Below are 23,398 nucleotides of genomic sequence, written 5' to 3' on the forward strand. Positions count from 1 at the left end.
TGGTCGTGATGCGGCGGGTTACCAATCACCACCCAACAACGCTTCGGCCAACACCTGCAGCTTCGGTGAGGCCTGCCGCGAGGGTGGATAGACCAGCGACAGGGCCCGGCTGCGGCCCTCGAACGGCTGCAGCACCCGCTGCAGCCGGCCGTCTGCGAGTGCATCGGCTACCGCGAAATCCATCACCTGCACGATGCCGATCCCGGCCAGGGCGCCCTCGACCAGCGGGTCGCCGCTGTCGAACACCATCCGCGCCGGCGGGGTGAACTCGCGCAGCTGGCCCTCGGCCTCGCGGAACTGCCAGTCCACCAGCCGCCCGCTGCGCAGATTGCGCACTGCCAGGCAGGCGTGATCGTGCAGCGCATCCACGGTGGCCGGTTCCCCGTGCTGCGCGAGGTAGGCGGGGGAGGCGACGGTGACCCAGTTCAACGGCCGCAGGGGGCGCGCCACCATGCGCACATCGCTGATCGGCCCGGTGCGCAATGCGGCGTCGAAGCCTTCCTCGACCAGATCGACCAGCCGGTCGTTGAGCACCAGCTCGAACTGCAGTTGCGGGTGTGCCGCCATCAACTGCCCGGCCAGCGGCACCAGCACCTTGCGCCCGAACATCGACGGCGCCGTCAGCTTCAGCACGCCCGACGGCGTGGAGGGGCGATCACCCAGCCGACGCTCGGCATCCTCCAGCCCACTCAGCAGCGGCGCGCAGTGCTCGACGAACTGGCGGCCATCCGGGGTCAGGCTGACGTTGCGGGTGTTGCGGTGAAGCAGGCGCACGCCAAGCGCGCTCTCCAGCCGTCCGATCGCGCGCGACAACCCGGATTGACTGATCCCCAGCTGACCGGCGGCGAGGGTGAAACTGCGCGCCTCCGCCACCTGCACCAGCATGCGCACGGCGTTGAGATCCATGACGTCCTCCGATTCATGCGGATATGCATGACAGATATCGAAGTATCCGGGTTTATTTATGAAGCGTCATCAATGAGACTGCCCACCTTCTTACGCAGTACCGAGTCGGCATGACCTCCCCCCTGTCTCCCGCTGGCGCGCCGGCGCCCGCATTTCCACGCCTCGCCCTGGCTTTGCTGGCGATGGCCCAGCTGATCATCGCGCTGGATTCCACGATCATCTTCGTCGCGCTGCACGAGATGGGCACGCAGCTGCAGATCAATGCCCAGCAGCTGCAGTGGATCGTCAGTGGCTATACGGTGGCCTTCGGCGGCTGCCTGCTGCTTGGCGGCCGCGCGGCCGATCTGCTGGGCCGACGCCGTATCTATCGGCTTGGCATGGCGCTGTTCGCGCTGGCCTCGCTGGTGGGTGGGTTCAGCAGCAGTGCGTGGCTGCTGATCGCCGCCCGCGCGGTGCAGGGCATCGGCGCGGCGCTGCTGTTCCCGGCCACGCTGGCGCTGATCAACACGATCTACGCCGAAGGCGCGCCGCGCAACCGCGCGCTGGCGATCTGGTCGATGGCCAGCGCCGGCGGCCTGGCCTTGGGCACCCTGCTCGGTGGCGTGCTCACCCAGAGCTTCGGGTGGGCCTCGGTACTGCTGGTGATCGTCCCGTTCGCCGGTGGCTGCGCGCTGCTGGGCGGCTGGTGGCTGCCGCGCGATCCCGCGCCGCTGGCGGGCCGCTCGTTCGATCTGGCCGGCTGTGTCACGGTGACCCTCGGCGGCAGCCTGCTGGTGACCACGCTGGTACAGGGCCCGGAGTGGGGCTGGCTGGCGCCGCGCACGCTGATCTGTCTGGTGGTATCGGCGGTGATGCTGGCCGCCTTCGTGCAGATCGAACGCCGCAGCCGCGACCCGCTGATGCAGTTCTCGCTGCTGCGCCTGCGCAGCCTGCGTGCGGCGATGCTGCTGACCATGCTGTTCATGAGCAGCTACGGCGTGCAGTACTACTTCCTGGCGCTGTATTACCAGGATGGCTACGGCTGGAGTGCGCTGCAGGCTGGCCTGGCGTTTCTGCCCCCCACCCTGGTGTGCACCTTCGGCATCCGCATCGCCGAGCGCATGCTCGCGCAGCGTTCGCCGCGCCAGGTGCTGGCGGTGGGCATGCTGGCCGGTGCGATCGGCATCGCCGCGGTCGCCGTTGCGTTGCCGTATGGCGCGACCTACTGGGCGCTGCTGCCGGGCATCGTGGTGCTCAGCCTCGGCCAGGGCATCACCTGGACCTCGATGTGGATCGTGGCCGGCCAAGGCGTGCCGGCCGCGCAGCAGGGCGTGGCCTCGGGCATGGCCGCCACCGCGCAGCAGATCGGCGGTGCGCTGGGCTTGGCGCTGCTGGTGATGGTGGCCAATGCCGGTCGTGGCAGCGCCGGTGCCAGCAGCGACGCGGCCCTGCAGGGCATGATCCACGCGCAGTACGGTGCGGCACTGTTCGCGTTGCTGGGCGTGGGCGTGGCGCTGTGGCTGCGGCCGCAGCAGGACCGTGCAGCGCCCACGCCGGTGTGCGCGGGCGAAGGCTGAATCGATCACCAAGCCTTACGCAGGCGGCAGTGCGTCCAGTTGCGGCTGCAGGGCGGTGAAGATCCGCGCCAGGCGCTGTGCCCACGCCTGCTGGCCAGCGGCATCGGCAATCAGGTCCTGGCGGATCTCCAGCTCCACGTGCACCAGCCCGCGGCCTTCGCCATGCACCGGCACGGCGTAGTCGCTGGTGCTGCTGACGGCGTAGGGCTGGTTGTCGCCCACCACCAGGTCGCCTTCATCGCGCAGCGCCTGCAGCAGGGGAAGCGCGAATCGCGTGTCGCGGTGGTACAGCACCCCGGCATGCCAAGGCCGCGCAGCGTCATTCATCACCGGGGTGAAGCTGTGCATCATCACCAGCACCGTCGGCCGGGCCTGCGCGTGGCGGGTATCGAGCTCGGCATCGATGCGCGCATGGTAGGGCGCGTGGATCGCGTCGATGCGCTGCTGTCGCTGCGCCGCTGTCAGGCGCTGATTGCCGGGAACGACGGTAAGGTCACTGACCGCCGGCATCAGCGTGGGCGAAGCCAACGGCCGGTTGCAGTCGATCACCAGCCGCGAATATGTCTGCGTGATCGCCCAGGCATCCAGCAGCCGTGCCAGTTCCACGGTGACCCCGGCGATGCCGATGTCCCAGCCGATGTGGCGGTCCAGCTCGGCCTGCGGCAGGCCGAGCTCGTCCAATGCGGCCGGCACCTGCTGACCGGCGTGGTCGGCGATCAGCACGAAGGACGAACGGCCCTGCGCCTGATGCACGGTGAACGGCGCCGGGTCGGCCGGCCCGAGCAGTGATGCGCCGGTCTGTGGATGGAACAGCGAATCAGCCACGCGGGGTCCCGTCCAGGTGGTGTTCGATCATCCACAGCCCGGCCCACAGCTTGGCATCCAGCTCGTAGCCCTGGCCCATCTTTTCGACCAGCCACGCCGCGGCGCGGGCGCGGGGAATCTCGTGCACGGTGATGTCTTCGCTGGCATCGCCGCCGCCTTCACCGACCTTGCGCAGGCCGGTGGCACGCACGAAGGCGATCTTCTCGCTGCTGGCACCGGAGGAGGTCGGGCCGATCATCAGCACTTCAGCGTGGTCGGCGGTCCAGCCGGTTTCTTCCTCCAGCTCGCGCACCGCCGAGACTTCGATGGATTCACCGGCATCGATGTCGCCGACCAGGCCGGCGGGCATTTCGATGGTCCTGGCCTGCAGCGGTATGCGGAACTGCTCGACGAACAGCACGGTATCTTCGGGGGTGACCGCAATGATGATCGCGGCCAGGCCACCGGCGTGGGTACGCTCGCTGTACTCCCACGTGCCGCGCACGACCATGCGCTGGTACTTGCCTTCAAAAACGACCTTGGGGGCTTGCGTATCGGGGCTCATGCGAACTCGCTGGCAACGGAAGAGGAATCGGACAGGCCGGCGGCGGCGAACAGGCGGCGCCGGGTCAACGGGCCGAAACGCAGCGCATCGCACAGGCCCTGCAGCATCTGTGCATCGGCCACGCCCCGGCTGAAATCGGCAGCGGCGCCCTCCAGCGGCGCATCCAGCGCGATGGTGGTCAGCTGACGCCACAGCAGCGCATGCTCGCGTTGTTCGCGCAGGCGTACGGCCATCTGCGCGGCACCGCGCAGGCGCAGGAACGGCACTTCATCCAGGCGCTCATACAGCACGTCCAGGCTGCCGAAGTGGGCCAGCAGCACGGCGGCGGACTTGGCACCCACGCCGGTCACGCCGGGGATGTTGTCGACCGCATCGCCGCACAGCGCCAGGTAGTCGGCGATCTGGTGCGCATGCACGCCGTGGCGCGCCTTGACCCCGGCCATGCCCCAGCGCTGGTTGCGTGCGTAGTCCCACTGTTCGTCATGCTCGAACAGCAGCTGCGAAAGATCCTTGTCGGCGGAGATGATCACCCCGCGCATGCCGGCGTCGCGGCGTGCGTGCAGGGCGCTGCCGATCAGGTCATCGGCCTCGTATTCGTGGTGGGCCAGCACCGCCAGGCCCAGCGCGGTGCACAGCGCCTTGCAGTGCGCGAACTGGCGGCGCAGCGCATCGGGGGCGGGATCGCGGTTGGCTTTGTAGGCAGCGTAGATCCGGTGGCGGAAACAGCTGTCCAACGCTTCATCGAAGGCGATGGCGATGTTGGCCGGGCGCTCGCGTTCGAGCAGGTCGAGCAGGAAGCGCGCGAAGCCGTGCACGGCATTGGTCGGCCAGCCCTGCTGGTCCTGGAATTCGTCGGGCATCGAGTGCCACGCGCGGAACACATACAGGCTGGCATCGACCAGATACAGCGGCGCACGCAGCGGCGGCGGGGGCATGCCCGGGCCGGCGGGAAGGGCGGACATCTCAGCCCTCCCAGTCCTGCAGCAGCGCGGCCGGGTCCGGACGCTCACGCTCGGGTACCTCGGTTTTCGGGGTGCCGATATGGATGAAGCCGGCGATCTGCTCGCCCTCGGCCAGGCCCAGGCGGGCATGCACGGCCGGGTCGAACGCCATCCACGCGGTCAGCCACTGCGCCCCGAAGCCCAGCGCCTGGGCGGCCTGCAGCAAGGCAAAGCAGACGCAGCCGGCGGTCATCAGCTGCTCTGCCTCGGGCACCTTGGGGCTCGGGCGCGGGCTGGCGATGACGGTGATGATCAGCGGGGCATGGGAGAAACGCTGGCGATCCTTGTCCAGCTGGGCCGGCGAGACCTGGGGGTCGCGCTGGACGGCGCGCTCGGCCAGGAACGCACCCAGACTGTGACGCGCATCGCCGGCGATCCGCAGGAAGCGGTAAGGCACCAGCTTGCCGTGGTCGGGCACCCGCACGGCCGAGGTCAGCATCCGCAGCAGGGTGGCCGGGTCGGGGCCGGGTTCACCCAGTTGCTTGGCGGGGACCGAACGGCGTGCATCCAGGGCGTGCAGGGCGGAGGGGACGGACATGGGTTCTCAATCAGACTTAACGATGCCCCGATTATAGTCGCGACCGTTTGTGACACGGCCTCGGACGATCTCGGTGCAATTTGCGACAAAACGTGATGAACATCACCTAATCAGCGGACTTCCTTCACGTGGCTGTACTCGCTTCCACGGCCTGCTGCGCTTACGATACAAAGCCTGCCGGGCCACCGGTGATGAGGTTTAAAGTGTCGACTGCTTCACTGTCTTTGATCGGTCGGCCGGCCTACCATCCGAGCGTGGGCGCATGGGGTGCGCCGGCGTTCGTTGTATCCATGTTGTACTCAGTGCCTGCGAGGGTGGGGAGCCTTTTCGCATGATCGCCACGCCCAATGTAGGGGGGCACCCGGGCCGTGACCCGGCGTTGTTGAAGATGGCCCGCGAGGCCGTGCTGCCAGGGCTGGTCGAGTCGTTCTCGACGGTGCTGGCGCGCTTTGACGATGTGTTGTTCGATCGTGCCGGTGACGCCGGCGCGTCGCAGTTGCTGTTCCTGGATGGCATGCGCGAGCTGCGCCGCCGCCGGGACGACATCGTGGCCGGCTTCAGCACCCACCTGGCCCAGGCCTGGGAAGCGCTGGAGCGGGGTGAACCGCTGTCGGCCGAGGCCACCCTGGCCGGGCAGGTCGAGGACGGGCTGAGCCTGGTGCCCGAGCATGTCCTGGAATCCCGGTTGGCGGTGCGCAACTTCGCCACCGTGCTGCTGCGTGACTTCAAGCCGGTGCTGTCGCGGCTGGACCGCCGCCTCGGCCTGATCGCCGGCGCGCTGGAGCTGCAGGCCGATACCAATCCGATCAGCCCCGAGCATCTGGGCGTTGCCATCCATGAGGCCTTCGCCGACTGTGAACTGGCCCCGGAAGTGCGCCTGGTGTTGATCAAGCTGTGCGAGCGCGATCTGCATCAGCCGATCGGCAAGCGTTACGAGTACCTGGATGAACAACTGGCCGCTGCGGGCGTGATGCCGCAGATGGCCGCGCGCCGGCCGGCGCCGCGTGCACCCTCGCCGCCGCCGCGCGACGAGCGCGATGCATTTGATGGGTTCCAAGCCGAGGCCGGCATGGGATCGGCGGGCGAAGAAAGCCAGGCACCGGCCTGGGCGCGTCGCTTCGCCGACCGCTGGGCCGAGAGCCGGGGCCGCCTCCAGGGCGGCGGACAGGCCGGGTACGAAGGGCCGGGCGAGGGCGGTGACAGCCTCGGCGGCAACCAGGGCATGCTGCTTGATGCCCTGCACGAACTGCTGCAGCAGACCCGCCATGTGCGCGAGGACGCCACCTCGGCGGCCAGCGTCGCGGTGGGCCAGCAGCGCCCGTTGAGCCAGCGCGAGATGATGTCGGTGCTGTCGCTGCTGCAGGCCACGCCGAGCGCGACCCTGCGTGCGGCGATCGGCGAAGACGGCGAATCGCTGGCGCAGCGCCTGAAAAGTGAAGTGCTGTCCGGTGCGACCCGGCTGGGGGTCGACCCCGCGCAGGCCCGGCTGGACCCGCAGGACGAGGACGCGATCGATCTGGTCGGCATGCTGTTCGATGTGATGCTCGACGAGCGCGACCTGGAGGGCCGCTCGCGCGAGCTGATCGGCCGGCTGGTGGTGCCCTTCGTCAAGGTCGCCATGCTCGATCGCCGCATGTTCGTGCAGAAGACCCACCCGGCGCGCAAGCTGCTCAACTCGCTGGCCGAAGCCTGCGAGGGCAATACCGGCGAGAGCCAGGCCGAGCGCGTGCTGATGGGCAAGGTCGAAGAAATCATCGAGCGGCTGGTGGCCGAGTTCAATGAGAACCTGGCGATCTTCCTGACCCTTGAAGAAGAATTCCGCGAGTTCCTGACCCAGCATCGTCGCCGGATCGAGATCGCCGAGCGCCGGGCCGCCGAGACCCAGCGCGGCCAGGAAAAGCTGGAGATGGCGCGCCAGCGCGCCACTACCGAACTGGACCGCCGTATTGGCGATACCACGTTGCCGCAGGCCATCGGCGAGTTCCTGCGCCAGCCCTGGCAGCACCACCTGACCCTGACCGTGCTGCGCGAAGGCGAAGACGGGGCGTCGGTCGGTGAGGCGCTGAGCCTGGCCGATGGCATGCTGGAGGAAGTGGCCGAGGCCCGCCGCCATATCGTCGGCAAGCCGTGGCTGCAGGCCTGGCATCCCGCGCTGCGCAAGGTGTTCGCCAGCGTGGGGGTGCACGCCGATGCAGCCACCAGTGCCATCGACGCGCTGCACGACACCCTGCAGGGCATCGCCGAATCGCGCCCGGAGCTTGAGCGCGCGCTGCCCGAACTGCCGCAGGTCGCGCTGCCCTCGCCACCGGCCCAGGAATCGCCATCGGTGGAGCTGGGCAGCAAGGTGGATGTCAGCGATTTCGACAATGCCGATGCCGACCGCTTCCGCGGCCTGGAGATCGGCAGCTGGCTGGATTTCGTCGACAAGGACGGCAAGGTCCAGGCCGGCAAGCTGTCCTGGGTGAGCCCTATTTCCCAGCGCCTGCTGTTCGTCAACCGGCGCGGGGTGCGTTTCTGCGTCGCCTCGCCGGAAGAACTTGCCGTGATGGTGCGCTTGGGTCGCCTGCGGGCGCATATCGACGATGGCGCCTTCGACAGTGCCATGCAGGGCGTGATCGATCGGCTGGATACCAGGAACGCCACCGTGCATTGAGCCCGGAGGGCCACCTTGGCCTGACGATCAGGTTACGATCAGCCCACAATCCGCTGATCGTCGGGGACAGGCATGGCTGTCGAGGTGTTGGTGGTAAAGGAGCACGCGCCGGGGGAACGGCGCGTGGCGATGACGCCGGAAACGGCGCGCAAGCTGATCGCGCTCGGCGCAGCCGTGTCATTCGAACCGGGTGCCGGATTGGCGGCCGGCTTCCCCGATGCGCTGTATCAGGAGGTGGGCGCGCAGCCCGCCGATGACACCCGCCTGGCCCAGGCCGACCTCGTGCTGTGCGTGCAGCCACCCGCCAATGACCGCCTTGCCCGGTTGAAACCGGGCGCCAGCCTGATCGGGATGCTGCATCCGCAGGCCGATGCCGAGCGCGCCGGGCTGATCCAGTCGCGCGGCCTGCAGGCGTTTCCGCTGGAGCGCTTGCCGCGTACCACGCGGGCCCAGTCCATGGACGTGCTCAGTTCGCAGGCCGGCATGGCGGGCTACAAAGCCACCCTCATCGCGGCGCAGCGCGCGCCGCGCTTCTTCCCGATGCTGACCACCGCTGCGGGCACGATCCGCCCCTCGAAGGTACTGGTGGTCGGCGCCGGCGTGGCCGGCCTGCAGGCCATCGCGACCGCCCGCCGTCTCGGCGCGCAGGTGGAAGGTTTCGATGTGCGTCCGGAAACCCGCGAGCAGATCGAATCGCTGGGCGGCAAATTCCTTGATCTGGGTGTGAGCGCGGTCGGCGAAGGTGGTTACGCGCGGCCGCTGACCGATGAGGAACGTGCCGAGCAGCAGCGCCGCCTGGGCGAGCACCTGCGCACGGTGGACGTGGTGATCTGTACCGCCGCCGTGCCCGGCCGGCCCGCGCCGAAAATCGTCAGCACCGCGATGTCGCGTGGCATGAAACCAGGCAGCGTGATCGTCGATCTGGCCGCGGAAACCGGCGGCAACTGCGAAGCCACCCAACCGGGCGAGGTGGTGGACCTGGACGGCGTGCTCATCGACGGCCCGCTCAACCTGGCCAGCCAGGGCGCGGTGCATGCCAGCGAGATGTACGCCCGCAACGTCTACAACTTCGTCGCGCTGTTCCTGAAAGACGGCGCCGTCACCTTCGACTGGGACGACGAACTGCTCGCGAAAACCCGCTGGGTCGCCGCCTGAAAAAACGGGGACGGGGATAGTTGATAACTACCCCCGTCCCCGTTGTTGGTCGTTGCTTCAGTGCTTCAGTGCTTCGGCGCTTCAGCGCTTGGACGGCGGCGCAGCAGGGGCGGGGTTGGCCTTCAGCCACGCCTTGCGTTCGTCCGGCGTCATCCGCGCCCAGCGGTCGCGCAGCTCCTGCCGTTGCGCCGGGCTCATGCTGCGCATCTGACCGAACAATGCGCGCGCCTGCTCGCGCTGCTCCGGCGTCATGTTCTCGAAACGGTGGCGGCCGCGGTGCGCCTGCGCGCGCTGCTCCGGGGTCATGGTCAGCCAGCGCTGGCCGTGCTGCAGCATGCGCTCGCGCTGCGGGGCAGGCGCGTCGTTCCAGCGGTCACGCACGGGCGCGATCAACGCCTCGCGCTGCTGCGGGCTGAGCGCGTCCCAGTCCGGCAGCGGGGCGGTCTGCGCCCAGCCCGCCGCACTCAAGGTCAGCCATACCAGCCCCAGGGACAGTCGCAGTTTCATCATCACTCCATTGCCAGGTCGGTGCCGCCCAGCCACAAATACAGATCGGGATTCTCGTCGAGGACATCGCTGCTGTCATCGGTGGCGCTCGCCATCACCGGTGCCGGCGGGGCGCTCGATTCGCCCAGGAGGAAACTGTAGCCCAAGGCGAGGGCGACCACCGCCGAACAGGCCGTCGCCATCCACCACGACGGCGCATGCCGCTTGGCCGGTGAGGCCGCATGGCGCGCGCTGCGCAGCCGCGCCAGCGTGGTCGGCGAGAGCGTATCCAGCGCCTGCGCATGCAGCTGCCGCAGGGCGGCATCGTCAGGCATCGAAGGGGGCAGGGGGCGGTTCACAGGGCGATCTCCAGAGACTGCTGCAGCGCCTGGCGGGCGCGCGAAAGATGGGTTTTGACCGCGCCTTCGCTGCAGCCCATGGCCTTGGCCGTGGTGGCGCCATCCAGGTCCTGCAGCACGCGCAGGGTGAAGGCCTCACGCTGGCGCGCGGGCAGCTCCCGCAGCGCCTGCACCAGCTGCGCGTACTGGTCGCGCTGCTCATGGGCCTGGGCCGGACCGGGGGCGCTGTCGGCCCAGTCGATATCGTGGTCGCTGCCGGCCTCGTCGCTGCTGCGCCAGAACTTCAGGCGGAAGCCACGGCGGCGCTGCAGGTCGACCACGCGGCGGCGCAGGATGCTCCAGAACAACGGCGCCCATTCGGCGGCGGGTTTGTCGCGATAGCCGAGCATCTTCAACATGCTGTCCTGCACCGCATCCAGCGCGTCCTCGCGCTGGCGCAGGCCCGCTTCGGCGAAGCGGAACGCGCGCGGGCCGATGCCGGCCAGGAAGGCGTCCAGCGACACCGGCAGCGCCACCTCGGGCGTGGCGGGCAGGTCGGCATCCGTCGACGGTAGGGGAGAGCTCACCAGCACAGGGTAGCGTTCCGGCAGGGGGATACCGTGAGAACGCCCCAGGGCGGGCGCGGTTGACCGGCCTGCCCGATTGGTTCAGCGCATGGTTATGATGCAGGGGACGGGATGACCGCCTGGGAGAGTGACTGCAATGAGCGACGGGTTCGTGGCGTTGTATATCTTCATGCTGGCCGCCATTGCCGGCCACGTGATCATTTCGCGGGTGCCGGTGATCCTGCATACCCCCCTGATGTCCGGGTCCAACTTCATCCACGGCATCGTGCTGATCGGCGCGATGGTGGTGCTGGGGCACGCGCAGACGCCGCTGGAGAAGATCATCGGGTTCATCGCGGTGGTCCTGGGCGCCGGCAACGCAGCCGGCGGCTACGTGGTGACCGAACGCATGCTGGACATGTTCAAGCCCAGCGCCAAGCGCGACGCCGGGGAGAAGGCGCCTTGAACGTGACCACCGCGCAGCTGCTGCAATGGCTGGTCCAGGTGAGCTACCTGGTCGCCGCGACCCTGTTCCTGCTTGGCCTGCAGCGCATGGCCTCGCCGATGACCGCGCGCAGCGGCATCCGCTGGGCCGGGCTGGGCATGCTGATCGCCACGGTAGCCACGTTCTTCCTGCCCGAGCTGCACAACATTCCGCTGATCCTGGCGGCGGTGGCGATCGGCACCGGCGTGGCCTGGTGGTCGGCCAAGCGCGTGGCGATCACCGACATGCCGCAGATGGTGGCCCTCTACAACGGCATGGGCGGCGGTTCGGCGGCAGCGATCGGTGCGGTCGAACTGCTGCGTTTCTCCTTCCTGGCCAACCGCGATACCACCCATTGGAGTGAACAGGCGCTGGCCGATCTGGCCGCGCGCCAGCCGTCGGCAACGGTGCTGGCGCTGGCCGTGATCGGCTCGGCGATCGGTGCGGTGTCGCTGTCCGGCTCGATCATCGCCTGGGCCAAGCTCGACGGGCGATTGGACCGCCGCGTCACCTTCCCGGGGCAGCAGGTGTTCAACCTGCTGGTCGCGCTGGCGATGGTGGTGCTGGGCATCTGGGCGGCGGTCACGCTGAGCCCGGTGGCGATCATCAGCTTCTTCGTGGTCGCACTCGCACTGGGCGTGCTGATGACGCTGCCGATCGGCGGCGCCGACATGCCGGTGGTGATCTCGCTGTACAACGCGTTTACCGGCCTGGCGGTGGCGTTCGAAGGGTATGTGCTCGGCAACGAGGCGCTGATCATCGCCGGCATGATGGTTGGCGCGGCGGGCATCCTGCTGACGCGGTTGATGGCCAAGGCGATGAACCGGCCGATCAGCGGCGTGCTGTTCTCCAATTTCGGGGGCGGCGGCGTGGCGCAGGAAATCAGCGGCGCGCAGAAGCCCATCGAGGCCAGCGATGTCGCCGCGATGCTGGCCTTCGCCGAGCGCGTGGTGATCGTGCCCGGCTACGGCATGGCCGTGGCCCAGGCCCAGCACAAGGTGTGGGAACTGGCGCAGCGCCTGATCGATCGCGGCATCAAGGTGAAGTTCGCGATCCACCCGGTGGCCGGGCGCATGCCGGGGCACATGAACGTGCTGCTGGCCGAAGCGGGCGTGCCGTACGACCTGATCGCCGACATGGACGACATCAACCCCGAGTTCCCGAACACCGACGTGGTGCTGGTGATCGGCGCCAACGACGTGGTCAACCCGGTCGCGCGCACGGATCCGGCCAGCCCGATCTACGGCATGCCGATCCTGGACGTGGTCAACGCCCGCAACGTGGTGGTGATCAAGCGCGGCAAGGGCACCGGCTTTGCCGGCATCGAGAATGCGCTGTTCTATGCCGACAACGCCCGGATGCTGTACGGCGATGGCGCCGGTGCGGCGAGCGCGCTGGTCAGCGAACTGAAGGCCCTCGACGGCGGGTAAACGTCATCGCATGCGCGCTGACGTCCCACGTTCTGCTGCGCAAAACGCGGCCCGGTCTCATCAGCACCCAGACCCCCGCGCCTTCGGCGCCGCCCCCTGACTCAGGGGGCTCTCTTTCAGCTGCATTCGGACAGCGTGCAGGGTGCCTTACTTGGCCACCCACCAACCCACGACCAGCGCCACGCCCAGCCACAGCCATTCCACCGCGCCGTTGGCCAGGCCGCTCAGGGTCCAGGCCAGATAGGGCCCCATGCGCAACGCTGATTCCCACGGGGTGAGCCCCATCGAGCCGCCCAGGTAGGCCGAGGCGATCCCCCAGTTGGCCGCCAGCGCCACCAGCACGGTGGCCAGCACGGTCAGCACCACCCGGGGGGCACCGGCGCGCAGGGTGCCCAGGCGCAGCATGAACGCGATCTCCAGCGCGGCTACAACCGCCATCCAGCTGGCCTGGCGGCCGGTGAGCAGGGCGATGAACAACCAGGCCAGCGTGGCCGTGACAACACCAAGCAGAAACAGCGGGGGCCAGAGCCAGTGGCGGCTCCGGACAGGCACGGACGTGGGCGACATGCAATCTTCCTGTAAGTCCCCACAGGATACCGGCTTGCGGGGTGACCGGCGCGTGGGCGGCCACTGGGCTAAAATGGTCGCCTTGCGGGAATTGGCCGCGACCCCCATATCGATCCACATGTATTCCCGTAGCAGTGAACCTGTCCACTTCGAACGCGACTGCGAGGCCGTCATGGTCCCGCAGGGCGAAACGGTCACGCTGCCCGCTGGCAGCTATGGCTATATCACCCAGGCCCTGGGTGGCAGCTATACCGTCTTTGTCGAAGGCAATCTGTTCCGCATCGCCGGCAAGGATGGCGACGCCATCGGCAAGGAAGCGCCCCCGGCGCTGGAACTGCCCGCCGATGCCTCCGACGAGGAGGTCGAAAAACTGGTGTGGCAGCAGCTGCGCACCTGCTTCGATCCGGAGATCCCCTTCAACATCGTCGATCTGGGGCTGGTCTATGAAGTGGACCTCAAGCACCTGGACGATGGCCAGCGCGAGGTCGACATCAAGATGACCCTCACTGCGCCCGGCTGCGGCATGGGCGAGATCCTCGTCGATGACGTGCGCAGCAAGCTGGAAATGATCCCGACGGTGGCCGAGGCCGACGTCGAGCTGGTGTTCGACCCGCCGTGGGGCCGTCACATGATGTCCGAGGCCGCCCGGCTCGAAACCGGCATGCTGTAACCGCCCATCGCCAGCCGGCGTCACGGCGTTCCCCGTAACCAGAACAGGAAATATCCGGTGTCCCAGTCTTCCGTGAGCTTCAACACCACCCGTTCCGCCCAGCCGCGCAGCAGCGAGGAGCGTGAGCGCATCCTGGCCGCCCCCGGTTTTGGTCTGCACTTCACCGACCACATGGTGGAAGTGCGCTGGGACAAGGACACCGGCTGGCACGATGCCGTGGTGCGCCCGTATGGCCCGCTGCAGCTGGACCCGGCCGCCGCGGTGCTGCATTACGGTCAGGAAATCTTCGAGGGCATCAAGGCCTACCGCCACGCCGACGGCTCGATCTGGACCTTCCGCCCGGAGGCCAACGGCCGCCGTCTGCAGCGTTCGGCCCAGCGCCTGGCGCTGCCGGAACTGCCGGTGGAGATCTTCGTCGAATCGCTCAAGCAGCTGATCGCCGTGGACGCGTCGTGGGTGCCCTCGGCCGACGAATCCAGCCTGTACTTCCGTCCCTTCATGATCGGCGATGAAGCCTTCCTCGGCGTGCGCGGCGCGCACAAGGCCGGCTACTACGTCATCGCCAGCCCGGCCGGCCCGTACTTCGCCAAGGGCGTGGCGCCGGTCGCGATCTGGCTGTCCACCGAGTACGCGCGCGCAGGCAAGGGCGGCACCGGCGCGGCCAAGTGCGGTGGCAACTACGCCGCCTCGCTGCTGCCGCAGCAGAAGGCGCAGGCACAGGGCTGCTCGCAGGTCCTGTTCCTGGACCCGGTCGAGGGCAAGTACCTGGAAGAACTGGGCGGCATGAACGTGTTCCTGGTCTACAAGGACGGCACCCTGGTGACCCCGGCGCTGTCGGGCAGCATCCTGGAAGGCATCACCCGTGAAAGCATCCTGCAGCTGGCCCGCGACCGCGGCATGAAGGTCGAAGAGCGCAAGGTCACCCTGGAGGAGTGGAAGGATGGCGTGACCTCCGGCGAGATCGTGGAAGCGTTCGCCTGCGGTACCGCTGCGGTGGTCACCCCGATCGGCCAGCTCAAGGGCGAAGGCTTCTCGGTGGGTGACATCAACGCCCCGGCCGGCGAAGTGACGATGTCGCTGCGCAAGGAACTGACCGACATCCAGTACGGCCGCCTGCCGGACCGTCACGGCTGGCTGGTCCGCCTGGACGCCTGAGTCCTCGGGGTCTGAGCGCAAGCATCGAAAACCCGCCTGGCGACAGGCGGGTTTTTTGTTGCCCGTTCGCCACCGCGCCGGTGGTGCTCCCCCCAAGACAGGCCGCGCAGCGTTCGACATCGGTAGTGCCGGCCGCTGGCCGGCTATGCAGCATTCCGCGGAGCCGGCCGGCGGCCGGCACTACGGGCTGGTCGGGGCCGGCCAGCGGCCGGCACTACTGTCCTGCGGTGGCAGTGGCGTAAGTGATTGATGCGCAAGTGTTGTCCCGGATTTGTCGGCCGCGACAGCCATTTCAGACAATCCGTGGCGCAATCGGCCCACCCGAAAGGCCGATTGCGCCTTCACTTTCACAAACCCTCGACCCGGAAAGTCTCAGATCCGACATTTCATGTCACTGAAGTGCAGCTGAAACATTGTTGATCGACCAGTCAGCCACTAGCGTCGCGATGGGCGGTTTGATTCAGGGGAACCGATCCACTCACCGGGCCGATCCGCGCCATCGATTGCAGCAGCGCCCGGATCGGACCTGGATTCTCAGCCGCGACGACGGCATTCACTGTCTGAAAGGGAAATCCGATGTCTCATGTCTCGCAACACCGTTTGCGTCAGCGTGCATTGGTTGTATTGGGCGCGTCCGTTCTGTCGACCCTGCTGCTGGCCACCCCGGCCTTCGCTGGCGATGTGCAGTTGAGCGGCCTGTCCTCGGCGCCGACCCATCAGCGCTTCATCGTGAAGTACAAGGATGGCAGCACCGAGGTCGCCACCCCGACTGCACTGGCCAGCTCGCTCAAGGCCGCCGCGGCGGCGGTACCGGCCGCCCAGGGCCGCGCGCTGGGGCTGCAGAAGCTGCGCCAGCTGGCGATCGGCCCGACCGTGGTCAAGGCCGACCGGCCGCTGGACCGTGCCGAAGCCGAGCTCCTGATGCGCCGCCTGGCCGCCGATCCGAGCGTGGAATACGTCGAGGTCGATCAGCTGATGCAGGCCACCCTGGTGCCCAATGACACCCGGTTCTCCGAACAGTGGGGCTTTGGCACCAGCAATGCCTCGATCAACGTACGCCCGGCCTGGGACAAGGCCACCGGCGCCGGCGTGGTGGTGGCGGTGATCGACACCGGCATCACCAACCACCCCGATCTGAACGCCAACCTCCTGCCCGGCTACGACTTCATCAGCGACGCGGCGATGGCACGCGACGGCGGTGGCCGCGACAACAACCCCAACGACGAAGGCGACTGGTACGCCGCCAACGAATGCGGCTCGGGCATTCCGGCCTCCAATTCGAGCTGGCACGGGACCCACGTGGCCGGCACCGTCGCGGCGGTGACCAACAACAGCACCGGCGTGGCGGGCACGGCCTTCAATGCCAAGGTCGTGCCGGTGCGCGTGCTCGGCAAGTGCGGCGGCTACACCTCCGACATCGCCGACGCCATCGTCTGGGCCTCCGGCGGCACCGTCAGCGGCGTCCCGGCCAACGCCAACCCGGCCGAAGTGATCAACATGTCCCTCGGTGGCGGTGGCAGCTGCTCCACCACCTACCAGACCGCGATCAACGGCGCCGTCTCGCGCGGCACCACGGTGGTCGTGGCGGCCGGCAACAGCAACACCAACGTCTCCTCCTCGGTACCGGCCAACTGCGCCAACGTCATCGCGGTGGCCGCGACCACCTCGGCCGGCGCCCGCGCCAGCTTCTCCAACTACGGAACCGGCATCGACATCTCCGCGCCGGGGCAGGGCATCCTCTCCACCCTCAACAGCGGCACCACGGTACCGGGCAGTGCGTCCTACGCCTCCTACAACGGCACCTCGATGGCGGCACCGCACGTGGCCGGCGTGGTCGCGCTGATCCAGTCCGTCGCGCCCACCGCGCTGAGCCCGGCCGCCATCGAAAGCCTGCTCAAGAGCACCGCACGGCCGTTGCCGGGCGCCTGCTCCGGCGGTTGCGGCGCGGGGATCGTGGACGCCGATGCGGCGGTGACCGCCGCGCTCAACGGCACCGGCCCGGGCCCGGGTACCGGCACCGTGCTGCAGAACAATGTGCCGGTCACGGGCCTGGGCGCTGCCAGCGGTGCCTCGCTGGCCTACACCGTGGCCGTGCCCTCGGGCAGCAGCCAGTTGAAGGTCACCATCGCCGGCGGCAGTGGCGATGCCGATCTGTATGTCCGCAACGGAAGCGCGCCGACCGATACCGTCTACACCTGCCGCCCGTACCTGAGCGGCAACAACGAAACCTGCACGATCAGCGCCCCCGCAGCCGGCACCTGGCATGTGCGGGTGAAGGCCTACTCGACCTTCTCCGGGGTCACCCTGACCGCGCAATACTGATCGCTTTCCCATCGCACCAACGCAGAACGCCCCGGCATGCCGGGGCGTTCGTTCGATCAACACGCTGCCCCAGGGATTACGCCGCTTCGAACCGGTTCGCGGCGACGTTCTTGCGCACCTGCTCCGGATTCCAGATCCGGCCGTTCATCGCGATGTACACACCGCTCGGCAGCGACTGCACCGCACCGATCGCGCAGCCGATGTTGAACTCCGCATCCGAACCGCGGAACCGTGCCGGGCTCAGCGCGCCGGTCATGACGATGGTCTTGTCGGTAATCGACTTCAGCACCTGGCCCGTCTGCACCATCGAGTCGGTGCCGTGGGTCACCAGCACATGCCGGGTCGGCTGCGCGGCGATCGTCGCCCGGATCAGCTCGCGGTCCTCGTCGGTGATGTGCAGCGAATCCTTGCGCAGGATCGGAATCACGTTGAAACGGAAGGTCACGCCCAGCTCGCGCAGGATCATCCCGATCTGCGGATCACCGATCTGATAGTCCGACTTGTCGTCGAAGTAGATCTTGTCGATCGTGCCACCGGTGGTGATGATCAGTAGTTCTTCCATTGCAAGCATCCTGGGTACCAGACAGAAGGGCACGGAACCGCCGCGCCGACCGGTAGATGATACGGCTGACGCCCGCCCGATGCAGGCTTGCGACGCCACACGGTCAGCCGGTTGTGGTCTTCCGCCCGAAGCGCCGCCGCAGCCCCGGCGTGCTCGCCACCCCGATCACCGCCAGCGCCAGCGCCAGCTCGAGCCACCCCCACAACGCGACCTCCGGGTGGCTCCAGGCGCTCATCACCCCGTGGCTGAACCAGAACAGCGCCAGCACCCCGGCCCAGAACATCGCCTTGCCCCGCCGCACCAGCACACCCAGCGCCAGCAGCAGCGGCGGCAGGGTGAAGACCAGCTGGGTGGCCAGCCAATGCTTGTCCTGCGCGAACCAGACCGCGAACAGCACCGCCAACGCCACCAGCAGCAGGGCCAGCACGATCTCCTGCGCCCGGGTGCTCACGCCAGCCGCCGTGCGATATCGGCCACCCGCCGCCCCAGCGCCCGCGCCAGGATGCTTTCATCCTCGCTCGGCACCGGGTTGTCGTCCGCCCCGGCCACATGGCTGGCGCCATACGGCGTGCCCCCGGTCGTGGTGTGGCTCAGTGCCGGCTCGGTGAAGGGGATGCCCACGATCAGGCAGCCGTGGTGCAGCAGCGGTACCTGCATCGACAGCAGGGTCGACTCCTGCCCACCGTGCAGCGAGGCCGTGGAGGTGAACACCCCGGCCGGCTTGCCGGCCAGGGTGCCGTTGACCCATTCCGCACCCAGCCCGTCCAGGAAGTGCTTCACCGGCGCGGCCATGTTGCCGAACCGGGTCGGGCTGCCCAGCAGCAGCCCCGTGCACTCGGCCAGATCGGCCACGCTCACATACGGCGCACCGTCTTCGGGCACCGGGGGCAGGGCCGTCTGTGTCACCGCGGCCACCGGCGGCACCGTGCGCAGCCGCGCGCTCATGCCCGGCACCTCGCCGATGCCGCGCGCAATCTGGCGGGCAAGCCGTGCCACTGAACCGCCACGGCTGTAATACAGCACCAGGATCTCCGCCATTTCGCTTTCATCTCGTTGCGTCCGATGCAGGCAGTATGGCAACGCAGCCCGCTCAGGGCGAGGTCCGTGGCGGGCCGGCCGCCGTGAGCAGGCGTGCATGCCGCACACCCGTCATCGGGTACCCTTGCGCCGATGGAACCTCTCGATACGATCAACCTGTGGATCGAACGCGTCCGGGACCGCGCGCGCACGATCAGCTTCGGCCGCTTCCTGTGGCGCCGTTTCCTTGATGACCGTCTGTTCCAGGCGGCCGCCTCGCTGGCCTACACCACGGTGTTCGCGCTGGTACCGCTGGCCATCGTGGTGTTCGGGGTGCTCTCCGCGTTCCCGGTGTTCGACCGCTGGAGCGACACCCTCAGCGACTACGTGTTCTCCAACTTCGTGCCCAACGCCGCGCGCGCCGCCGAAGGCTACCTGCGCCAGTTCTCGGCCAGCGCCGGGCAGCTCACTGCCGCCGGCTTCATCGCGCTGGTGGTGTCGCTGCTGATCACCCTCAACAGCGTGGAGGAAACCTTCAACCAGATCTGGCGGGTGAGTTCGACCCGACCGAAGCTGACCCGCTTCCTGGTCTACTGGACCGTGCTCACCCTCGGCGCCATGCTGGCGGCGGCGTCGCTGGCGGTCTCGGCGCGGGTGTTCGCGTTGCCGCTGTTCGGCACCAGCGAAGGCCGCTGGCTGGCCAACGTGTCACTGACCGTCGCCCCGATCCTGATCGAATTCCTCTGCATCATGCTGGTCTACCGCGTGGTGCCGCACCACACGGTCAAATGGCGGCATGCCATTCCCGGCGCGATCCTGGCCGCGATCATGCTCGAGCTGGTGAAGTGGGGCATGGGCGCCTACCTGGGCAGCTTCCAGTCCTACCAGAAGCTCTACGGCACGGTCGCCTTCGTGCCGATCCTGCTGCTGTGGATCTACCTGTGCTGGGTCTCGGTGCTGCTCGGCGCCTCGCTGGCCTCCTCGATCGCCGCGTTCCGCTACCAGCCGGCCGACCTGCGCCTGCCGGTGGGCTACGAGATCTACGGCCTGCTGCGGCTGATCGGCCGCTTCCACCAGGCGCGCGCCGATGGCCGCAGCCTGGATGACGACGAGATCCTGCGGCTGGAGCCGATGCTGACCGACTCGCTGCTGCAGACGCTGCTCTGCGATCTGGAAGCGATCCGCGTGGTCCGCCGCGACGAGCAGGGCGAGTGGCTGCTGGCGCGCGACCTGGACAAACTCACCCTGGCCGACCTGTACGAGACCACGCAGATGCGGATCCCGATCAAGGAAGCCTACCTGCCGTATCGCGACGACAGCCTGGGCACGGCCTCGGTGGCCGCACTGGACACGCTGCGCCTGCCGCTGCGCGAACTGCTCAAACGCCGCGTCAGCGATATCTATTCGACCCCCGGAGACAAACCATGACCGCCAAGCCCCTGCTGCTGGCCCTGGGCCTGCTGACGCTGGCCGCCTGCAACAAGCCCGCTGCACAGAGCGAGGCCACTGCGCCCGCCGCCCCGGCCCCGATCGATGAACCGGCTGTGCCGCCGACGGACGCGGTGCCAGCCACCGAGCGCAGGACCGTCGAACAGCCCACGCTCAAGGCCAAGGCGCTGGATGGCACCGACTACGATCTGGCCGCGCACCGTGGCAAGTGGGTGGTGGTGAACTTCTGGGCGACCTGGTGCGCGCCGTGCCGCAAGGAAATGCCCGAGCTCTCGGCGCTGCACGCGATGCGCAATGAGATTGAAGTGGTCGGGCTGGCCTTCGAGGACATCGAGCCGGCCGAGATGAAGGCCTTCCTGGAGAAGCGGCCGGTCACCTACCCGATCGTGATCGTGGACACCTACAACCCGCCGGAAGACTTCGCGATCCCGCGCGGCCTGCCGATGACCTACCTGATCGCGCCGGACGGCAAGGTCGCCAAGGAATTCCTCGGCCCGGTCACCGCGCATGACATCGAGGCGCGGATCAAGGAAGGCTGAGCCTGACGGGCGTGCCGGTGGATGGTCGGCACGCCTTTGCCCCGTTGCGCGCGGTTGACCCAAAAGCATCCACGCATGGCGTGGATCTACGTGGTGACGAAGGGTTCGATTGGCTTAAGCACCTCGAAGTGCTCCTTGTGCAGCTTGCCCTTCAACGGTGGCAGCGCCAGCACCGGTTCGTCCACGCGGGTATCGGGCAGGCGGTCGAGCAGGTTGCGGATCAGACCCAGCCGCCCGCGCTTCTGGTCATTGAAGTCCACCAGCGTCCACGGCGCATCGTCGTTGTGGGTGGCGCGCAGCATCGCTTCGCGGCTCTCGGTGTAGGCGCTGTACTTGCTGCGCGATTCCAGGTCCACCGGTGAGAGCTTCCAGCCCTTGAGCGGATCGAGGTGGCGTTCGGCGAAACGCTTTTCCTGCTGCGCCTGGTCCACGCTGAGCCAGTATTTGAACAGCACGATGCCGTCATCGATCAGCAGCTTTTCGAACACCGGCGCCTGCGCCAGGAAGCTGCGGTACTGCGCCTCGGTGCAATAGCCCATCACATGCTCGACCCCGGCACGGTTGTACCAGCTGCGGTCCATCAGCACGATCTCACCGGCCGCCGGCAGGTGCGAGACGTAGCGTTGGAAATACCATTGCGTGCTCTCGCGGTCGGTCGGCTTGGGCAGCGCGACCACCTTGCACTGGCGCGGATTGAGATGCTCGGCGATGGCCTGGATCGCGCCGCCCTTGCCGGCGGTGTCGCGGCCTTCGAACAGCACCAGCACGCGCTGCCCGGTGTGCTGCACCCAGCGCGCCATCGCCGCCAGTTCCAGTTGCATCGGTTCCAGCAGGGCCTGGTAGTCCTTGCGCTTGAGCTTGCCCATCAGCGTGCCTCGGTCATCCACAGGAGGCCCGAGCCTAGCGCAGCCGATGCTCAGGCGATGTGTGGGCCCTGCCAACCACGCTCACGTGCGAGCGCCTCGACCACCGCACTGAAATCGCGCGCGAAGCCGGCCATGTCGAACAGCCCGCTGTCCTCACGACGCTGGGCCAGCGTGGCGCGCGCGGCCTGCAGCGCGGCCGGGTCATTGCCCAGGCGCACTGCGGTGGCCACGAACGCGGCATCATCGGCGACGTTGAAATCGTGCATGCCCAGGTGATGATTCAGGCTGCCGGCCACGCGCGAGGCGAACGTCGTGCCGGGGCAGGTCAGTACCGGGCAGCCGGCCCACAGCGCATCCGATGCGGTGGTGTGGGCGTTGTAGGGATGGGTGTCCAGGAACAGGTCGGCGTGCTGATAGCGCGCCAGGTAGTGCGGGTGGGGCAGGCGCGGCATGAACACCAGCCGCGCCGGATCCAGCTGCGCCTGGCGTGCCGCGCTGCGCAGCCGCGCGTCGGCATTGCCCGGGCCGGAGAGCAGCCACAGCACGCTGCCCGGTATGCCCTGCAGCACCGCCAACAGCCGCTGCATGCTGCGCGGGTTGAGCTTGTAGCTGTTGTTGAAGCAGCACAGCACCATGCCCTGCGCCGGCAGGCCGCAGTCCTCGCGCGACGGTGCCGGTTCCAGCACGCGGGTGTTGTCCGAGGGCTGGAACGCGCGCGGCAGGCGCCGCACGTTCTCACTGAAGGCCGGCGCCAGCGCGTCGGGCAGCACGAAGGCATCGGCCAGCACATGATCGATCCACGGCGCGCCGGAGGTGCCCGGGTAGGCGAGCCAGTTGACCTGCACGGGCGCCGGCCGCATCGCCAGCACCTGCGGCGTTCCGCCACCGCCCCAGCCGCGCAGATCGAACAACACATCGATGCCCGCCTCGCGGATGCGTCGGGCGATGTGCTGATGCGGCTGCGCGCTGACATCGTGCAACGTGTTTGCCGCCTGCTGCAGGCGCTGGCGGATGGGGCTGCCGTCGTCCCCGGTGAGCGCGAACAGATGCAGCTCGAGCATGCTCTGCGCGCGCAGCTGTTCGAACAGCGCCACGGTCAACAGGCCGGTGGGATGTGCGCCGAAGCCGTTGGAAAGAAAGCCGACCCGCAACCTGCCCGCGTGGCGCACCCCGGAAGGCGGCAACCGCGCGATTCCCTCGGCCAGCGCCGCCGCACGCTGCCGCGCACAGGCAAGCTGCTCGGCGGCGCTGCTGTCTTCGCTGAGGAAGGCGAACGGCTCGACCACGGCCTGGCCCTGGGCGACGGCCTGGCGCACCCGCGCCGACAGCCGATCCAGGTCGCGCCAGTCGCACAGGCGGCGTTGCCAGTTGAGCAGCTGCGCGGTGATGTAGGGCTCGCTGGGCAGCAGACGGTGCGCATGGCGATACGCATCGGCGGCCGCTTCGGGCTGACCGGCGTCTTCCAGTGCGTGGCCAAGCCACAGCGTGATCCCGGGGTGCTGCGGCGCGCGATCGGCGGCCTGGCGCAGCAGGGTGGCCGCCTCATCATGGCGACCCTGCATCCAACGTGCGCGACCGAGCCGGGCCAGTGCCTCGGGATGGTCGCCGCGCAGCTGCAGCGCGCGCGCTGCAGCCTGCTCGCCGGCACGCACGTCGCCGGCCTCCAGCTCGGCGTCGGCCAGCATCACCCAGGCAATGAAATCCGTCGGTTGGCGCTGGACGGCCTGACGCAGCTGCAGACGCTGCGGATCGGCACTCATCGTGGCCGC

Annotated in this window: 24 protein-coding genes; 10 read left to right on the forward strand and 14 right to left on the reverse strand. The window is 68.3% G+C overall.

Annotation, left to right across the window (positions count from 1 at the left end; genetic code table 11):
- Positions 1-18: 18 nt before the first annotated feature.
- Complete coding sequence (locus BIZ42_RS12760) at positions 19-906, reverse strand: LysR family transcriptional regulator (RefSeq protein ID WP_070426666.1); 888 nt, start codon at positions 904-906, stop codon at positions 19-21.
- 110 nt (positions 907-1,016) lie between these two features.
- Between BIZ42_RS12760 and BIZ42_RS12765 the strand changes: the two genes are divergently transcribed.
- Positions 1,017-2,462: an MFS transporter gene (locus BIZ42_RS12765; RefSeq protein ID WP_070426667.1), complete on the forward strand. Its 1,446-nt coding sequence runs from the start codon at positions 1,017-1,019 to the stop codon at positions 2,460-2,462.
- A 15-nt stretch (positions 2,463-2,477) separates the two neighbouring features.
- Here the strand turns inward: BIZ42_RS12765 and BIZ42_RS12770 are convergent, their stop codons facing one another.
- From BIZ42_RS12770 to BIZ42_RS12785, 4 genes are read right to left on the reverse strand one after another with little or no spacing between them, the layout of a single operon-like run.
- Positions 2,478-3,287, reverse strand: coding sequence for an N-formylglutamate amidohydrolase (locus BIZ42_RS12770; protein WP_070426668.1), 810 nt, complete (start codon positions 3,285-3,287; stop codon positions 2,478-2,480).
- Positions 3,280-3,831: an NUDIX hydrolase gene (locus BIZ42_RS12775; RefSeq protein ID WP_019182404.1), complete on the reverse strand. Its 552-nt coding sequence runs from the start codon at positions 3,829-3,831 to the stop codon at positions 3,280-3,282. Before BIZ42_RS12775 ends, BIZ42_RS12770 begins: the two co-directional genes overlap by 8 nt.
- Positions 3,828-4,793 (reverse strand): 5'-3' exonuclease H3TH domain-containing protein, encoded by a 966-nt coding sequence (locus BIZ42_RS12780; protein ID WP_237393507.1) that lies wholly within the window; start codon positions 4,791-4,793, stop codon positions 3,828-3,830. Before BIZ42_RS12780 ends, BIZ42_RS12775 begins: the two co-directional genes overlap by 4 nt.
- A 1-nt stretch (position 4,794) precedes the next feature.
- Positions 4,795-5,370: a nitroreductase gene (locus tag BIZ42_RS12785; protein ID WP_070426669.1), complete on the reverse strand. Its 576-nt coding sequence runs from the start codon at positions 5,368-5,370 to the stop codon at positions 4,795-4,797.
- A gap of 331 nt (positions 5,371-5,701) precedes the next feature.
- Here BIZ42_RS12785 and BIZ42_RS12790 point away from each other — a divergent pair, with 331 nt between their 5' ends.
- Positions 5,702-8,023 (forward strand): DUF1631 domain-containing protein, encoded by a 2,322-nt coding sequence (locus BIZ42_RS12790; protein ID WP_070426670.1) that lies wholly within the window; start codon positions 5,702-5,704, stop codon positions 8,021-8,023.
- A 72-nt stretch (positions 8,024-8,095) separates the two neighbouring features.
- A complete protein-coding gene (locus tag BIZ42_RS12795) occupies positions 8,096-9,178 on the forward strand; it encodes an NAD(P) transhydrogenase subunit alpha (RefSeq protein WP_070426671.1) in 1,083 nt (360 codons plus the stop codon).
- 81 nt (positions 9,179-9,259) lie between these two features.
- On the opposite strand, the gene BIZ42_RS12800 is transcribed toward BIZ42_RS12795, so the two are convergent.
- The 3 genes from BIZ42_RS12800 to BIZ42_RS12810 are packed head-to-tail and all read right to left on the reverse strand — an operon-like array spanning position 9,260 to position 10,595.
- Positions 9,260-9,685 carry a DUF3106 domain-containing protein gene (locus tag BIZ42_RS12800; protein ID WP_152663641.1) on the reverse strand — a complete coding sequence of 142 codons (426 nt, stop codon included), beginning with the start codon at positions 9,683-9,685 and terminating at the stop codon, positions 9,260-9,262.
- 2 nt (positions 9,686-9,687) lie between these two features.
- A complete protein-coding gene (locus BIZ42_RS12805) occupies positions 9,688-9,999 on the reverse strand; it encodes a hypothetical protein (protein ID WP_070426672.1) in 312 nt (103 codons plus the stop codon).
- Positions 10,000-10,019: 20 nt separating this feature from the next.
- Positions 10,020-10,595, reverse strand: coding sequence for an RNA polymerase sigma factor (locus BIZ42_RS12810; protein ID WP_070426673.1), 576 nt, complete (start codon positions 10,593-10,595; stop codon positions 10,020-10,022).
- A 130-nt stretch (positions 10,596-10,725) separates the two neighbouring features.
- Here BIZ42_RS12810 and BIZ42_RS12815 point away from each other — a divergent pair, with 130 nt between their 5' ends.
- Together BIZ42_RS12815 and BIZ42_RS12820 are read left to right on the forward strand one after the other, a co-directional pair.
- Complete coding sequence (locus tag BIZ42_RS12815; protein WP_019182396.1) at positions 10,726-11,034, forward strand: NAD(P) transhydrogenase subunit alpha; 309 nt, start codon at positions 10,726-10,728, stop codon at positions 11,032-11,034.
- Complete coding sequence (locus BIZ42_RS12820) at positions 11,031-12,482, forward strand: NAD(P)(+) transhydrogenase (Re/Si-specific) subunit beta (protein ID WP_070426674.1); 1,452 nt, start codon at positions 11,031-11,033, stop codon at positions 12,480-12,482. Before BIZ42_RS12815 ends, BIZ42_RS12820 begins: the two co-directional genes overlap by 4 nt.
- A gap of 147 nt (positions 12,483-12,629) precedes the next feature.
- Here the strand turns inward: BIZ42_RS12820 and BIZ42_RS12825 are convergent, their stop codons facing one another.
- Complete coding sequence (locus BIZ42_RS12825; RefSeq protein WP_070426675.1) at positions 12,630-13,049, reverse strand: hypothetical protein; 420 nt, start codon at positions 13,047-13,049, stop codon at positions 12,630-12,632.
- 118 nt (positions 13,050-13,167) lie between these two features.
- On the opposite strand from BIZ42_RS12825, the gene sufT reads away from it, so the two are divergent.
- From sufT to BIZ42_RS12840, 3 genes are all read left to right on the forward strand, one after another.
- Positions 13,168-13,719 carry a putative Fe-S cluster assembly protein SufT gene (gene sufT, locus BIZ42_RS12830; RefSeq protein ID WP_019182393.1) on the forward strand — a complete coding sequence of 184 codons (552 nt, stop codon included), beginning with the start codon at positions 13,168-13,170 and terminating at the stop codon, positions 13,717-13,719.
- A 57-nt stretch (positions 13,720-13,776) separates the two neighbouring features.
- Positions 13,777-14,874, forward strand: a complete 1,098-nt coding sequence (locus BIZ42_RS12835) for a branched-chain amino acid aminotransferase (RefSeq protein WP_019182392.1) — start codon at positions 13,777-13,779, stop codon at positions 14,872-14,874.
- A 576-nt stretch (positions 14,875-15,450) separates the two neighbouring features.
- Positions 15,451-17,196, forward strand: a complete 1,746-nt coding sequence (locus tag BIZ42_RS12840; protein WP_070426676.1) for a S8 family peptidase — start codon at positions 15,451-15,453, stop codon at positions 17,194-17,196.
- 76 nt (positions 17,197-17,272) lie between these two features.
- Here BIZ42_RS12840 and BIZ42_RS12845 read toward each other — a convergent pair whose 3' ends face one another.
- From BIZ42_RS12845 to wrbA, 3 genes are all read right to left on the reverse strand, one after another.
- Positions 17,273-17,758 carry an asparaginase domain-containing protein gene (locus BIZ42_RS12845; protein ID WP_026070231.1) on the reverse strand — a complete coding sequence of 162 codons (486 nt, stop codon included), beginning with the start codon at positions 17,756-17,758 and terminating at the stop codon, positions 17,273-17,275.
- A gap of 103 nt (positions 17,759-17,861) precedes the next feature.
- The gene (locus tag BIZ42_RS12850) at positions 17,862-18,209 is read right to left on the reverse strand and encodes a DUF2069 domain-containing protein (RefSeq protein ID WP_070426677.1); all 348 of its coding nucleotides are present in this window, start codon (positions 18,207-18,209) and stop codon (positions 17,862-17,864) included.
- A complete protein-coding gene (gene wrbA, locus BIZ42_RS12855) occupies positions 18,206-18,796 on the reverse strand; it encodes an NAD(P)H:quinone oxidoreductase (protein WP_019186096.1) in 591 nt (196 codons plus the stop codon). Before wrbA ends, BIZ42_RS12850 begins: the two co-directional genes overlap by 4 nt.
- Before the next feature lie 132 nt (positions 18,797-18,928).
- Between wrbA and BIZ42_RS12860 the strand changes: the two genes are divergently transcribed.
- Positions 18,929-20,203: a YihY family inner membrane protein gene (locus BIZ42_RS12860; RefSeq protein WP_046271981.1), complete on the forward strand. Its 1,275-nt coding sequence runs from the start codon at positions 18,929-18,931 to the stop codon at positions 20,201-20,203.
- Positions 20,200-20,763, forward strand: a complete 564-nt coding sequence (locus BIZ42_RS12865) for a TlpA disulfide reductase family protein (RefSeq protein WP_019186098.1) — start codon at positions 20,200-20,202, stop codon at positions 20,761-20,763. The genes BIZ42_RS12860 and BIZ42_RS12865 overlap by 4 nt, the downstream gene beginning before the upstream one ends.
- Positions 20,764-20,849: 86 nt before the next feature.
- Here the strand turns inward: BIZ42_RS12865 and ppk2 are convergent, their stop codons facing one another.
- Together ppk2 and BIZ42_RS12875 are read right to left on the reverse strand one after the other, a co-directional pair.
- Positions 20,850-21,629 carry a polyphosphate kinase 2 gene (gene ppk2 / locus BIZ42_RS12870; RefSeq protein WP_070426678.1) on the reverse strand — a complete coding sequence of 260 codons (780 nt, stop codon included), beginning with the start codon at positions 21,627-21,629 and terminating at the stop codon, positions 20,850-20,852.
- A 50-nt stretch (positions 21,630-21,679) separates the two neighbouring features.
- A complete protein-coding gene (locus BIZ42_RS12875) occupies positions 21,680-23,389 on the reverse strand; it encodes a tetratricopeptide repeat protein (protein ID WP_070426679.1) in 1,710 nt (569 codons plus the stop codon).
- Between the last annotated feature and the right edge of the window lie 9 nt (positions 23,390-23,398).

Source organism: Stenotrophomonas sp. LM091 (genome assembly GCF_001806305.1).
GTDB classification, from domain to species: Bacteria; Pseudomonadota; Gammaproteobacteria; order Xanthomonadales; family Xanthomonadaceae; genus Stenotrophomonas; species Stenotrophomonas bentonitica_A.